9 protein-coding genes and 1 tRNA gene are annotated in these 14481 nt (G+C 65.6%); 7 read left to right on the top strand and 3 right to left on the bottom strand.

Features of this window, described 5'->3' with window-relative positions; translation table 11 throughout:
• Positions 1-195 precede the first annotated feature (195 nt).
• The 4 genes from KR546_RS11710 to KR546_RS11695 all read left to right on the top strand — a co-directional run bounded on the left by KR546_RS11710 (position 196) and on the right by KR546_RS11695 (position 8109).
• On the top strand, positions 196-999 hold the full coding sequence (locus KR546_RS11710) for a PASTA domain-containing protein (protein WP_238444895.1): 804 nt from the start codon (positions 196-198) through the stop codon (positions 997-999).
• Positions 1000-2051: 1052 nt separating this feature from the next.
• Positions 2052-3551, top strand: coding sequence for an FG-GAP repeat protein (locus tag KR546_RS11705; RefSeq protein WP_238444894.1), 1500 nt, complete (start codon positions 2052-2054; stop codon positions 3549-3551).
• A gap of 563 nt (positions 3552-4114) precedes the next feature.
• Positions 4115-4453, top strand: a complete 339-nt coding sequence (locus tag KR546_RS11700; RefSeq protein WP_238444893.1) for a hypothetical protein — start codon at positions 4115-4117, stop codon at positions 4451-4453.
• 368 nt (positions 4454-4821) lie between these two features.
• On the top strand, positions 4822-8109 hold the full coding sequence (locus KR546_RS11695) for a hypothetical protein (RefSeq protein WP_238444892.1): 3288 nt from the start codon (positions 4822-4824) through the stop codon (positions 8107-8109).
• Positions 8110-8344: 235 nt separating this feature from the next.
• Here KR546_RS11695 and KR546_RS11690 read toward each other — a convergent pair whose 3' ends face one another.
• Complete coding sequence (locus KR546_RS11690; RefSeq protein ID WP_238444891.1) at positions 8345-9088, bottom strand: hypothetical protein; 744 nt, start codon at positions 9086-9088, stop codon at positions 8345-8347.
• Positions 9089-9478: 390 nt separating this feature from the next.
• Between KR546_RS11690 and KR546_RS11685 the strand changes: the two genes are divergently transcribed.
• On the top strand, positions 9479-10453 hold the full coding sequence (locus tag KR546_RS11685; protein WP_238444890.1) for an IS481 family transposase: 975 nt from the start codon (positions 9479-9481) through the stop codon (positions 10451-10453).
• A 210-nt stretch (positions 10454-10663) separates the two neighbouring features.
• Here KR546_RS11685 and KR546_RS11680 read toward each other — a convergent pair.
• Positions 10664-10752, bottom strand: a tRNA-Ser gene (locus KR546_RS11680).
• Positions 10753-10851: 99 nt separating this feature from the next.
• Between KR546_RS11680 and KR546_RS19955 the strand changes: the two genes are divergently transcribed.
• Both KR546_RS19955 and KR546_RS19745 read left to right on the top strand, forming a co-directional pair.
• Complete coding sequence (locus KR546_RS19955; RefSeq protein WP_420804254.1) at positions 10852-11163, top strand: helix-turn-helix domain-containing protein; 312 nt, start codon at positions 10852-10854, stop codon at positions 11161-11163.
• Position 11164: 1 nt separating this feature from the next.
• Entirely contained in the window at positions 11165-12481 is a 1317-nt protein-coding gene (locus tag KR546_RS19745) for a tyrosine-type recombinase/integrase (RefSeq protein WP_238444888.1), read from the top strand.
• A 248-nt stretch (positions 12482-12729) separates the two neighbouring features.
• Here the strand turns inward: KR546_RS19745 and KR546_RS11665 are convergent, their stop codons facing one another.
• Positions 12730-14448: a SulP family inorganic anion transporter gene (locus KR546_RS11665; protein ID WP_238444887.1), complete on the bottom strand. Its 1719-nt coding sequence runs from the start codon at positions 14446-14448 to the stop codon at positions 12730-12732.
• Between the last annotated feature and the right edge of the window lie 33 nt (positions 14449-14481).

The raw sequence follows: 14481 nt of genomic DNA, 5'->3' as shown, positions 1-14481 counted from the left end.
TCCCGACACGACAGCAATATCCGCATTGGCACTTGCGTCCGGCCCGTCATCACAACAGGGGTACTAGTGTCAAAGTCCACGCCTCCTCCACCTCCACCGCCACCACCGCCACCACCGGCTCCGGGAGCGGAGGCCAGCAAGCCTTGGTGGAAGCGCGGGTGGGGAATCGCGCTGATCGTTTTCGGTGGACTCCTAGTGGCACTGTTTCTTCTCGCCTTTGTCACTGCCTTGTTCACCGTGGGGACCACCACGGAAGAGTCCGAGCCGGTCGTGGCCGAAGGCTTGGAGTCGTTCGAAACCCTTCCACCGGAGCCATCGGTCACACCGACACCCGCGGAGGAGGCTTCCCCTCCTCAGGAACCGACGCCGACCCCAGCGTTAACCCCCACCCCGACCCCAGAGCCGACCACTACCCCTGAGCCGACAACGAGCCCAGGGCCAGTCTCGTTCAGCATCCCGGACAGCGAGCGGTCGGATCTGGCCTCCGTGTCCCAAGAAGTGATGCCTGAGCTGACGGGGCTTTCGTTGCAGTTTGCGCAGGACTTCCTACAAGCACTCGATGTGGCCCTCTTCATCGACGACTACGACGCCACCGGTGAGGGGCGAGTAGCAATCAGCGACTCGGCATGGGTGGTCGTTGAGCAGGAGCCCGCCGCAGGCACGCAGATCAGTCTTGGAGGTGAGATTCGGCTCGAACTCGGTTACGCCCGCTGGGGTGAACTTGGTACCCCCGATGAACCATCCTTCGAGGACGGTCTGATACCAGCCGTCGGCTGCCTGGATGGCCAGCTAGCAGTCGATCTGCTCAACGCCCACGGATTCCGCGACATCGAGCCCACGGACCCGACCGACCCCGACGATTCCTTCGTCCCGCAGCGCGGACGACTCGCCGTAGGCATCGATCCGTCACCAGGCACTCAGTGGCCTCCCGACCGGACGATCGTGCTACTGCTCGTGGATCCAGCCGAGGTCAGCGTCGAGGGTTGCGGGGGAGCCTGAGGCACCGGGCGGCCCGGAGAGCGCCCGGTGGCTGGTCCACGGCTATGCGGGTTGAGGTTGTGTACTGGACCGGGTGATCCAAGCCTGGTGGAACGCGGTCGGGGTCAGGGCGTCGAGGGCGGAGTGGGGCCGTCGGGTGTCGTAGTCGATGCGAGAGCCGACGTCACAGCGCCACGAAGTACGGCACGCGCCCCGACGACGGGCGCGAGCGTCCCGATTAGGTCGCTGGGGCTGTGCGACACCCACCATTGACGCTGGCAGCGCCACCGAACGCCCCAGTTCAACTGTCCCATTAGGACACCGAGCACCTGACACGGCGTCTCGCAGGGCTGCGAGATCTGGGGGATAGCGCCACTCTCGCGATCGGCCAAAGGGGACTCGTCATCCTCGTGTGGCGCGCGGCATGCAGCCCTGCCGCAATCAAGACGGCCTTCGACTCGGCACGTCCGCCCTCCACAAGCCAGCTTCTACACCTAGGAGTCCCGCACCAGTCGCGGGAGGCGCGATCTTGTGGTCCCGCGCTGCCAACACCCCGTGGAGGCCATCAATCCGGCGAAGAGGAACAAGCGGGCGCGTTCGGACTGACGAAGTGGACCCACTGGCGCATCCGCGTGCTGCCCTGCGCCATTAAGCGAGACTGGTCCAAGCTGGCCACCATCAACCCGACACCCACATGAACTACCGAGGAGCCGCTTCGAGCCGACACTCCAACTTGTTGCAGTTTGACTCGTGGCTCGAAGCCCCTAGTTCTCACCGCGGCCTGGCGCACCGCTGCTATACCCGACGACCGCACTCCGCGCAACAGGCGAAAATGGGATCCCTCCTCGCGATTCACCCCGCAAGGCCTGCTAGCGTCTCATTCTGCGTGTAGTGGGGATCCTGGCCATCACGGCTTGGAGATCGATCAGTCTGGGGAAACAATGCGAGGGAACAACGAAGCACATGGCCGGTTGGGCCGCAGGGTGGCGAAGTTCGGGGCCGCATGTGCCCTGATGTTGGGCGTCGTATTGACGCCTACGGCGGCCAACGCGGACCCGGGTGACGAAACTAAGGTGACCGCATCCGACGCCGCCGCAGACGACGCGTTTGGTTACGCGGTTGCGGTGGATGGTGACACCATCGTCGTCGGCGCCATCGGCGATGACGACAACGGGACGAACTCGGGATCGGCGTACGTGTACCAACCCGACGGCAACGGTGGCTACACCCAGACGAAACTGACCGCATCCGACGCCGCATCGGGCGACGAGTTCGGTGTCTCGGTTGCCGTGGATGGTGACACCATCGTCGTCGGCGCCTCCCTCGATGACGACAACGGGACGAACTCGGGATCGGCGTACGTGTACCAACCCGACGCCAACGGTGGCTACACCCAGACGAAACTGACCGCATCCGACGGCGCCGCCTTCGCATACTTCGGTTGGTCGGTTGCGGTGAATGGTGACACGATCGTCGTCGGCGCCATCGGCGATAGCGGCAACGAGTCGGATTCGGGGGCGGCGTACGTGTATCAGCCTGATGGGAACGGTGGGTACACCGAAACGAAACTAACCGCCTCCGACGGCGCTGCAGATGATCATTTCGGTTGGTCGGTTGCGGCGGATGGTGACGCGATTCTCGTTGGCGCCGCCTTTAAGGGCGGCATCGATGGGTCCTGGGGGGCGGCGTACGTGTATCAGCCTGATGGGAACGGTGGGTACACCGAAACGAAACTGACCGCCTCCGACGCGGCCGCAAACGACCTCTTCGGCTACTCGGTTGCGGTGGATGGTGACATCATCGTCGTCGGCGCCACCGGCGGGACGAACTCGGGGTCGGCGTATATGTACCAACCCGACGGCAACGGTGGGTACACCGAGACGAAACTGACGGCGTCCGACGGCCTAGGGAGCGACCGATTCGGTGTGTCGGTGGCGGTAGACGGTGACACAATCGTCGTCGGCTCCTCCTTCGATGACGACAACGGGTCGGCGTCGGGCTCGGCGTACATGTACCAACCCGACGGCAACGGTGGGTACACCGAAGGCAAACTGATTGCATCCGACGCCGCAGCGGGCGACGAGTTCGGCAACTCGGTTGCAGTGGATGGTGACGCAATCCTTGTCGGCGCTTTTCTCGATGACGACAACGGGTCCAACTCGGGGTCGGTGTACGTGTACACAGCAACCGTGGACGGTGACGGTGACGGTCTCGACGACGATGTCGACAACTGTCCCGGCATCCCGAACACCGACCAAGCCAATCTCGACGGCGACAGCTTCGGTGACGCCTGCGACGACGACATCGATGGTGACGGCGTGGACAACAGCGACGATGTGTGTGCTGCCACGAGGTTGCCGGACGAACCGACCCGAGGTTTGAAGACGAACCGCTACATCGCAGTTACGGACGGGTTCGTGTCCACCGACGGCGTGGTTGCCTACACGCTGGCTGACACTGGCGGCTGTTCAGGCGCCCAGATCATCGAAGCGACCGGACTTGGGAAGGGACACTCCTGGTTCGGTATCACCGGCGGCGAGCTCAAGAACTGGATCGAGACCCTCAACGCGTAATTCCACACACTGGGACGGTCTCGGAGAGTCAAAGCAGGTCGTGGTGGGTGCTGCGATCCACCCTGGCCGCGGTGGTCTCGCCGACGACGCCCCGCGACGCAATCGCCGCGGCGGTCCGCCACCGGCCAAGCGTCGTCGTGGTGGACCTGTGCATGCCCGACGTCGACGGTCTCGGTGTGGTTCATGCCGCGGGTCAACATGGACGGCGCGGCGTTCGAAGAAGACGGTCTGGTCGTGCAGCGCCGCCAGAATGTCCAGGAGTGGACACCGCAGGAGTGGGGCCTGGCGGCTGACGCGCCGGCCCCGTTCAACTGGAACCTCAACCCGTACTCGCCCGGACCGTTGGACGTGCACGGCTACGACCTCAACCGCGACTTCAACGCCGACCTGGACTTCCGCCTGGACCCGTCCAACGCCCACCTGCTGCCCGGCGACGAGACCGGTTTCGGGTTCTTCGCCACACCCGAGGCCCGCACCATCGCCGACGTGTACCAACAGCCAACGCCATCGGGACCGACGCGTCGCCGTTCTCCGCGATCAGCCGCTACCGGCTCAACTGGGACGTGCCCAGTTCCGCACTCGGATCCTTCGAGCTCAACGGCACCGCCGGGATGCTCATGGAGATCCGCGGCCAGGTCGGCCAGAAGTCCAACGGCATGCTCACCAGCCAGGTCACCCGCGGCGTCACCGCCCTGTCCGGCATGGCCACCGGCGAGGTCTACGACGTCGACCCCCAGGCCTACTTCGACATCCCCCACCAGGCCCCGGCGCCGGCAACCCCAACTGACCCAGACCCCAAAACACAGGACATCTCTCATGGCCACCAGAGCAGGGATCACCCGGCGCGGGCTGCTTGCAGGCACCGCCGCAGCAGCAGCCGCCCGCGAGCCTGGGCGGCCTGACCCAGCCGGCAGCCGCGGCCCGGGGCCGGTTGGTGACCCCACAACGGTCGGTTCCTGCCCAAGTAGGTGCCCTACTCCGATGTCAATCAATGACGCTCCGATGGGCCCTAGAGCTACGACGCAAATCGACGATCAATGCAGGCATATGATGGGGCTGCCATTGACCAGACCACGGAAGCCATCAACCCATCGACCCAGATCGCGTTTCTCGAACGCTGGCCACTCGCCGTCGGCTTGATCCGGGCGTGTTTGAAGATGCAATGGTTGATCTGTTCGCCGACACTCTCCCCGGCCTGAACCCCCTGCCGGGTGGAACCGACTGGGGACGGGATGCGGACTTTCGACTCCCCAACGGAGGAACGGGACGAGTGCTTGTCACGTCCTCGCGAACCCTGGACGGTGTGCGCGCCAACATGCGCAAGGGCATCAAGCAGATGGTCGCCAAGGGGGTCTCCACCGAGCGAATCGTGCTCATCAATCCGGCACGGCTGACGAACCTGCAGCGTCAGCGACTGAAGGAGTCAGCCGAAAAGCTCGACGTCTCCCTAAACGTCGCTGACGTGTACGGACACGACGCTGTGGTAAGCAAGTTGCGCCGTGACGGCGCGTGGCGAAGCCGTCTCCTCGGACTACCGACTGATCCGTTGACGCTAATGGCCAAGCCCCGTGAGATCGCCGAGAGCCCTTGGGGTGCCTTGCCGCTCGTAGGTCGAACGAACGAACTCGCGAAGATTCGGGAGACAACCGTCGACGTCATCGTCACGGGCTACCCAGGCGTGGGCAAGTCACGCTTGGTATCGGAGTTGGATGGACTCTGGTTCGTAGATCAGTACGCGGACTTCGGGCAACTCGCCGACGACTTGCGCTATGAGTGTCCAGGGCTTGTAGGGATCGACGATGCTGGCGTCGCCCTAGATCAGGTCGAGCGCCTTGTTGCCTTTAGGGCAACCGAACCAGAGATTAACTTCCGGCTCGTTGCTGTCTGTTGGCCTCACCAAGCTGACGAAGTGGCTGAGCTCATGACGCCAGCCGTCCATCTCGGACTTGAGTTGCTCGAGCGCGAGCAACTGGATGAGGTCGTTCAGACTATGGGTGTGACTCACCCCACAGCCCGTCAAATACTGCTAGACCAAGCCGAGGGCCGTGTCGGCTGGGCGGTCGCCCTCGGTGAGGTCCTGATTCGGACTGGCGACCTCAGAGGCGTAGCCGCAGGCACTGAGCTGGTCGCCTACGCCCAGCAGTTCTTGCGCCGCGCCCAACTCGCTACGGCCGGCCTCGAGGTCTTGGCCGCCGCGTCATTTCTTGGCGGGGTGTCTAGGCAAGGACTGCACGGCATCGCGGACTTGCTCGACATTCCACGTCCACGAACTAGAGAGATCATCGACGCTGTGGCCAAGGGTGGTCTTATCGATGTTGTGCATCGGAGCCGCGAACCGTTCTACGACGTCCGTCCCGAGCCAATGGCCAGGGCCATGGCCATCAATCAACTCTATGCGGCCACCGTCCCGCCCTTCACCGCAGAGGAAGCCGCGACCCGGTGGCCCGACAGGATCGAGGGGATGGCCGACGTCACGATTCATGCCGCCCTGCAAGGCTTCGCTCCTGCGCGAGGGGACTGCCAAGCACTCCTCGCCCGTCTCGCGGAGACATCACGGCTCACCCCCGAGCTACTGGCCGGATACCTGCACCTAGATCGCGACGCCTGCACCACCGCACTCGAGTACACCCAAGCTGAACTCGCCCGCAATAGCCCCTACGGCCGTGGCGGATGGCTGAAGCTGGCTGGCGAGGTCTATCGGAAGCATCGAATTCAAGGCGCACTAGACCTTCTGCTCGAGGATGCAATCGACGACGACCGCCCCACCCACCCACACCCAGAGCACCCACTACGGATCATCGAGGAACTATCGACAAGGCAGGACCCCGACACGCACGTCGACATCGCCCTGCGAGTCGCGGCCTTCGCCGACGCACAACATTGGTTTGCCGGAGACCGCACGCCAGAACGCGCTCAGGTCATAGCCCGTCTGTTCCCGGCGCTTTGCTCGCTCGAGATCAGCGGCTCCCGTATGCATCCCAGCCGCCCCACTGTGGAGATGTTTGCCGCCTTCGTCACGGCCGAGGACACTCGCCAGATTTTGGGACAGTTGCTGCTACGAGCCATCGACATGGTCTCTCCAGACCTACCCCAGACATTCTTGGTGTCGGCGATCGTGGACGTTGCCGAGGAGTGGCTCCGCGTAGGCAACGGGGCACCTGGGGCCTTCGGAGCTACGCCCAGCGACGAGACGGCTGCGGTGGCGCTTGGCGGTGCTGAAGATGTTCTTCGCCGGCTCGCGACTCGGAACGACCTCCCGCGGGGCTTGCGCTGGCGGATCCTCCGAATGTGCCGGGACTACGGCCTCTCTGTTGAGACGGATGTCGAGGACAATGCCATCCTGTCCATCTCCGACTGGTGGCGGATGGATGAGGACCCCGAACTGGAAAGAAGTCTCACAACTCAGATCAACGAACTTGCTGGGCAGGAGCCATCCGACGGGCTCGAGAGACTGCAAGCCATCGTCGACGACGCCATACTGGCAGGCACCGACGGTGGATTGCTACCTCGCGTGCTGCCGCGACTGGCAGGCGCGGTCGACAATCCCAACAGATGGTTCATTGCCGCTCTCTCGGACCACCCCGATCTCGCACCCGACTTCCTCCGACAGGCTCTTTCGGAATCGGGATCCTCGGAAGTTCTGTTGCAGACTGCTGTCCAGAACAGGGCAACACGGTCACACGCGATTAATCACCTTCTCTCGCTTGCCGCACAGCATGATTGGGCGGCGGGCATGCTGACATTCAACCTCAAGATGAGCGACCACTACGTCCTGAGTTGGGCCTTCCTGGATGGTCGGCTCGGCCCAAGATTGCAGCAGCTCCTTCTCGAGCATCCTCGGCGAGAGATCCGAGTCTCGGCGGCGCTGGCTCTTCGCCCGCCCCTGTCGAACAATGCGACCGGCTGGCCGCTCGAGTCTCAGATCCTCCCCCTGTGGCATGCAGCCTTGCGCGAAGCCAAACTTTCTGACCTCACACAACCCCGACGCTACGACCTCGACTCGCTTGCGTCTTACTTGGCCTTCCATTGCCCCGATGTCCTAACGGACATGGTCGAGAACTGGGTTGTGGACAAGGACCCTGATCGGCTGCCAAGCAGCATTTCAAACCAGCTCAACCACTTGCCCGGAGCCTGTAAGCAACGGCTCTGGCTGCAAATGCGGAGTTCCGGGACAGCGGGCGTCCTGGTCGGCAGCCTGGGCAGTGACGACGTCAGGTGGATCGCCGAACTCCTGGACCGCGGTGACATCGAACCGTCGGAGGCGCTCCATCCATACAACTTCTCCTTCGACCGCGAACGCCCCATCCGCGACCTCGCCACGAACCTGGTCCCTCGCGGGGTCGATCCTAGGACCATCGCTTTCCAGGACATGGGTGGAATCACCCACGGGCCTCGCTCGGTAAGGTTTCAGGAGCTATTGGCGAAGTACTCCGATCTTGTCGACGATCACGACCCCGACATTGCCGCGGTAGGTAGGGCAGGCGTCGACCTGTACACCTCCAAACTTGCTGCAGCCGAAGAACAGGAAGCCAAAGCGCGCATACGAGGCCGTTGGTAGGCCCCGATCCGGTAAGTACTGCCGTCCGCCGAGATGGCGAGAGCCTCGTGCTCTCCGAGGGTTCGCGGGCGTTCGCCAGAGTGTCGAGATCCACCGTTCTGGTCCCAGGCGCCTCCGCGACAGCGGCAGGCATGGGAGATCCGGCCTTCCCATCACATCGAACTGCAGTCGCAGGCTCCCGAGACTGGGCCCTACCTCCTGCAGCGCTGTCATCCTCGCCGGAGTCCTGCAGGATCTACGGGTTAGGGCCGAGCTCTGGCGGGGTGGGATGCCGCCACGCCGCCGACGGGTGGTTGGCATGCCAGAGCACTACGTAGCCGATGCCCTCCCCGGGCGTAGCGGACCATGAGCCAACCCAGATCTCATCAATTCCTGGGGCGAAGTCAAGGGGAGGTGCGAACGCCGGGTTTCCGCTCCAGAGTCCGAACTCCGCCTCACGGCACCAGTCGGGGTCCAGCCAGACAAACAGATGGCGTCGATCTGCGCGCTGTGCCGCCGGGCGCGATAGGACGGGCGATTTCCTCACAGCCGCCCGGGTCACTTCCTCCGTCACCAGATGCTCGGTATTGCCCGACCCGCCCCCTGAACGCCGAATGAACTCCACGCTCTGACGTCCGTCCGTTCGGGCAAAGGCCCATGCGGTATCAACACCGAGATCGAGAAGCTCGTAGGCCACCGGCGGAACGGCCCCGCCAGGATCGCCCGCCCGGTGCCGGATGTAGAGGCTGGAGTCAGATCGGGCAGGTCGCCCAAGGCCGTCGACACCATGCCTCTCCAACTCTGCCAGGTGCGGCGCGATCACTTCGATGAGTCCGTCGAGCCGGGTTGATTCCGTCAGCCTGACGGCCCATGATTGCACGAGACCTTCTACATCGACATGAACACCGTGCCGATCGCGCGCCGCCTCAAACTCGGCCGCCTCTTCGTCGATGCAAGTTGTGACCTCGACGGCGATGGTCGTCCCGTCCGCCAGCAGCACGTCAAGGTCATGGAGGCCGTTTTCGCCGACAAGCTCATCTCTGCGGCTGCACGTGCCTCCGAGGATCCTCGCAAGCACTCGCGCCGCGATCATCTCGGAACGACGGCTCCGAGACTCCGGGAGACCGCTGCTGTCGATCCGTATCGAAGGGGGGTACTCCATTGTGGTGCTCCGCAGACAGTTCGGACGGCCAAGCCGCGGCGAGGTTCACGGATGTCGCGGTGCTTCTTGCTCCAGCATTGTGCCTGCCGTCCGATTGCGGTGGAAGACACCACGGGCTCTCGGGCGCAAGGCGTCGTCTGCTGGCTAGCTGTAGTTCCTCGCAACGTTGTTCACATGGTGAGAGCCTCCCGGTTCGTCGGGCTAAGACGAACAACCAAGGAGGCCCTCGTGGAGCATCGTAGAGCAGCACTGACCGTGGCTGGCCGTCGCTTGCTGGTCGAACGGATCCGGTTCGGTGGCTGGCCAGTGACCAGGGCGGCCGAGGCTCAGGGCGTGTCGCGTGCGACTGCGCACAAGTGGCTGGGTCGCTACGACACCGAGGGGTGGGCAGGGCTGGCGGGTCGGTCGTCGCGTCCGCATCGGATCCCCCACCGGATCTCACCGGAGCGTGAAGCGGCGATCATCGCTCACCGTCAGGCGACTCTGGAGGGTCCGCACCGGATCGGGTGGGCGCTGGGCGAGTCGCGGTCCACGGTGTGGCGGGTGCTGCGTCGCAACGGTCTGCCGCGGCTCGCTGACCTGGACCGGGCCACCCGGACCGTGGTGCGCTACCAGCGTGACCGGCCGGGTGAGCTGGTCCATGTCGATGTCAAGAAGCAGGGCCGGATCCCCGACGGGGGCGGATGGCGCATCCACGGCCGCGGAAAGGTCGCCAGCGGCACCCATCTGCGGGCACGCGGCAAGCAACCCCGGCTGGGGTTCGACTATCTCCACATCGCGGTGGACGATCGGACCCGGATCGCCTACCTCGAGGCCCACCGTGATGAACGCAAGGAGACCGCGACCGGTTTCATCGCCCGTGCGATCGACCACTTCGCCCAGCTCGGGATCGGCGTGGAACGGGTCATGACCGACAACGGGTCGTGCTACCGGTCACGGCTGTTCCGTGACCAGCTCGCCGACCGCGGCGTCCGCCACCTGCGCACCAGGCCCTACCGGCCCCAGACCAACGGCAAGGTCGAACGGTTCAACCTCACCCTGAAGAACGAATGGGCCTACGTGCAGCCCTACACGTCCAACCAGCAACGCCTCGACGCGCTCGATGGTTGGCTGCACCACTACAACCACCACCGACCCCACACCGCCCACGACGGCCAGGCTCCCATGTCACACGTCGACAACCTGGTGAGGAATCACAGCTAGCGGCGCCTTCGACCGGCCACCAGGGAGGCCTCTGGTAGCCGCCGATAGCAGCACTCACATGAGCTCGCCCGACCAGGCTCCAGAATGAGATATCGGACGATCAGGCCACGATCCTGGCCGTAGAGATCTGGGACCCTCAGCGCTGGCGAAGGGAAGTCGCCCCACACCACGACGAAGGGGCCGACCTCGCCGGTCAGCCCCTTCGTGTTGCGGAGGGAGAGGGATTCGAACCCTCGAGACCCGAAAGGGCCTACTCGATTTCGAGTCGAGCGCACTCGGCCGGACTATGCGATCCCTCCTGGTACGGCAAGAGAGCGTAGCGCTTGTCCTACGGCCTCCCCAACCACCCAACTCACGGGGAGCTTGTATCTAGGATATTACTTAGATTATAGTACCTCGTGTCGCCCACTCCCGAAGGTCAGGTCGATACAGTGTCCGCAAGAAGTCACCTCCCCCCAACCATCAGTGTCGAAGAAGCGGGCACGATCCTCGGGATCAGCCGGCGAGCCGCCTACCGAGCGGTGCATCGGGGCGAGCTCCCCGCCGTCCGTATCGGTCGACGGCTGTTGGTCCCGTCGGCGCGCCTACTGCACCTACTGGGCCTTGATCCCAACGACTGGGTGGAGGACGCCACCCCGCGCCAACTCCAACCGCCACCACCTGCGCCGAGGCCGACCTTGGCAAGCTCCGCCAACGAGAGTCGGGGCTGAGGTGGCCGGCACGATCTACAAGCGCTGCGGTCGCAAGGTCCCGGGCCGCCGTTGCGCACGCGAAGGCTGCACCCGCTCGACGGTGAGCTGGGCGGTCAGCATCCTCCTCGGCCGCAAGGCAGACGGCTCGCAGGACCGCGCGTTCCGCAGCGGGTTCGCGACCAGGCGCGTGGCCCAGCAGGCCTTGGACGAGCTGCGTCGCGAGGCCGAAGCCGCCACGCCCGAAGCCGAGCGAATCGTCGTCGGTGAGTACCTCATCGACCGCTGGCTGCCTCGAACCCGCACGACCGAGAAGACCCGGGTCGATCGCTTGCAGCACATGGAGGCCTATGTCCTCCCACGGATCGGCGACCTCCACCTCGACGAGGTCAGCGGCGACGTCCTGAACGAGATGTACGACGACTTGGCCGTGCGCGGTCGGACCCGCAAGCCCGACCCAGTGCTCGGGTGGGGCCTGTCGCCGACGACGATCCGGCGGATCCACACCCAGCTCAACAAGGCCTTCAACGACGCGATCCGCTGGGGCCTGCTCCGACTCAACCCGTGCGAGCAGGCCGACCCGCCCTCGACCAGTGAGGTCAAGGCCCGGGCCATGGCGGCGCGCACGACCTACACGTGGGATCAGCTCCGCCACTTCATGGCCGTGGCCGAGACCGACCGGCTCGCCGCGCTGTGGCACCTCACCATCGTGACCGGCATGCGTCGCTCCGAGGTGGTGGCGCTGTCCTGGAAGCACGTCGACCTCGAAGAGCGCATGGTGTCGGTCGTCCGCGTCGCGGTGGAGTTGAGCGGCACGGTCTACGAGCACGAGCTGCCGAAGTCCGACACGTCGTTCCGCGCGATCGAACTCTCCGACACCGACGTCGACATCCTTCGGCGACATCGCAAGCAGCAGGGGGCCGAGCGCGAGTGGGTCGGCGCTTCGTGGCGCGACACCGACCTCGTGTTCACCTCGCCGGTCGGTGGCCGGCTGTACCCGCCAGACATCACCAAGCGCTTCCACGCACTGACCGAGGAGGCCAGGATCCCGCGGGCCAGGCTGCACGATCTACGCCACACCAACGCCACGCTGCTGATCAAGGCCGGCGTGCCGGTGAAGGTCGTCACCGAGCGGCTCGGCCACTCGACGACCGCCTACACCCAGGACGCCTACCAGCACGTCATGCCCGGGATGCAGCGCCGTGCCGCCGAGACCTTCAACGCCCGGTTGCGCGGCCACGAGGACGCCCAGCCAGAGCCCGAGGAGCGTGACGAGGATGACACCAGCCAGAACCTGGAGACAGAGGACAACGACGACCGAGAGGAGGACGAAGGATGACTTGCGAAATGACCGCGCCACGGACACCGTGTATCAATTGTGTATCAGTGCCCGCACCAACGCCGGAAACCGATCAAGGCAGCAGCGGCTCTAACATGCCGCTCAGCAGGGGAAACATCGACCGCAGAGGATCGACGTCGGGCCCATGCATGCGTCACAGCCCGCCCGGTTTCGAGGCGGGCGCACTCGGCCGGACTATGCGATCCCTCCATGCGGTCGAAGATGGTACCAAGGTCGACGTGACGGCCTCAGTCCCCGTCGTGGCGCGCGACGTGGTCCGCGGCGGCCTCGTAGATGTTGCCGTACAACTCCCCGTCGCCGAGGCGCTCCACCAGCCCGTCGCGCTCCAGCAGCGCCCGCACCTGCTGCTTGACCCGGGCCAGTCGCACGCTCGCCCCGTACTCCTCGGCGAAGTCCACGATCTCGCCCAACGTCGACGCACCCTGCGAGTCGATGAAGTTCACCCCCTCGAAGTCCAGCACGATCGTGTGCACGTGCTCGCCGGCCTGGTCCACCACCTCCCGGACCCGGTCCTCGAGCGCGGCGGCGCTCGCGAAGTGCAGCCCGGCGTCGAAGGCCAGCACCACCACGCCGGGATAGGTCGACCCGTCCGGGTACTCCTCGAGACTGCGGAACACCTGCGTGCCGGCCTGTCGCCCCAGCAACGGCATCGCCGGGTTGGTCGACACGTGCACCAGCCACGCCACCGACAGCGCCACGCCGATCAGCACGCCGGCCAGCACCCCGGTGGCCAGCACGCCCAGGATCGCCGCCAGCGCGATCCAGAAGTCGGCCCGCGCCACGCGGAACAGCCGACGCAGCTCCGGCAGGTTCATCATCCCGAACACCACGGCGTCGATGATCACGGCCGCCAGGACCGGCTTCGGCAGCGCCGAGAACACCGGGGCGAGGAACACCAGGGTCAGCACGACCAGCCCGCCGGTCACTAGCGACGCCATCGGGGTCCGTGCCCCGGACTGGTCGTTCAACGAGCTCGCCGACAGGCTGGTCGCGACCGGGATCCCCTGGAGCACCCCCGACGCGGCATTGGCCATGCCCTGGGCGGTGGCCTCCTGGTCGATGTCCACCCGGTAGCCGTGCCGACTGGCGAACTCGCGGGCGTCCCCCGCGGTCTGCGAGAACCCGATCAGCAGCAGGCCGACGGCGGCCGCTCCGACGAGTTGCGCCTGCTCGACCAGCAGCGACAGGGATGGCAGCACCGGCGCGGCGAACCCACGCGGCACGTCACCGACCAGCGCCACGCCACGGGCCTCGAAGTCCAGCACCGTCGATGCCACCAGTCCGGCGACGACCACCACCAGCGCCCCCGGCAGGCGGCTGTCGGTGAACCGCAACCCAAGGATCAGGGCCAGCGACGCCAGCCCCACGACCACCGTGGTCGGGTCGGTCGACGCCAGCGACGCCAACCACTGCCCGGCCTCCTGCCACGTGGAGCCACCGTCGACCTGCGTCCCCGTCACCTTCGGCAGTTCACCGACCACGACGTCGATCGCCGCCCCGAACAGGAACCCGGTGATGACCGCCCGGGACAGGAACTGCGAGATCCAGCCCATCCGGAACAACGCCAGGAGCAGGAAGAGGACCCCGGACACGGCGGTGATGGTGGCGACCAGCGACACCGCATCGGGCCCAGTCATGCCCGACAGGAGGACCGCACCGCCCGCCACCGTCGCCAGGGCCGAACTGGGGCCGGTCGAGATCTGGCGCGACGTCCCGAACACGGCGTACAGGAGTGTCCCGGCGACGGCCGCGTACAGGCCGTGCTGGATCGGGACGGCCGCGATCTCGGCATAGCCCAGGGACTTGGGCACCACGAGCGCCGCGACGGCCACGCCCGCGACCAGGTCGTGGCGGAACCACTCGGGTCGGTACGCGGGCAGCCAGGCGAGGATGGGGACGTGGCGCGCGAGCCAGCCCGAGTGGGACGACTGGCGACTCCTGCCCACCCGCATCACCCACCCCGTCCGGTCGGGCGACCC

This window comes from Salsipaludibacter albus, assembly GCF_019798055.1.
Classification (GTDB): Bacteria; Actinomycetota; Nitriliruptoria; order Nitriliruptorales; family Nitriliruptoraceae; genus Salsipaludibacter; species Salsipaludibacter albus.
This window is presented reverse-complemented; position numbering and strand designations above follow the sequence as displayed.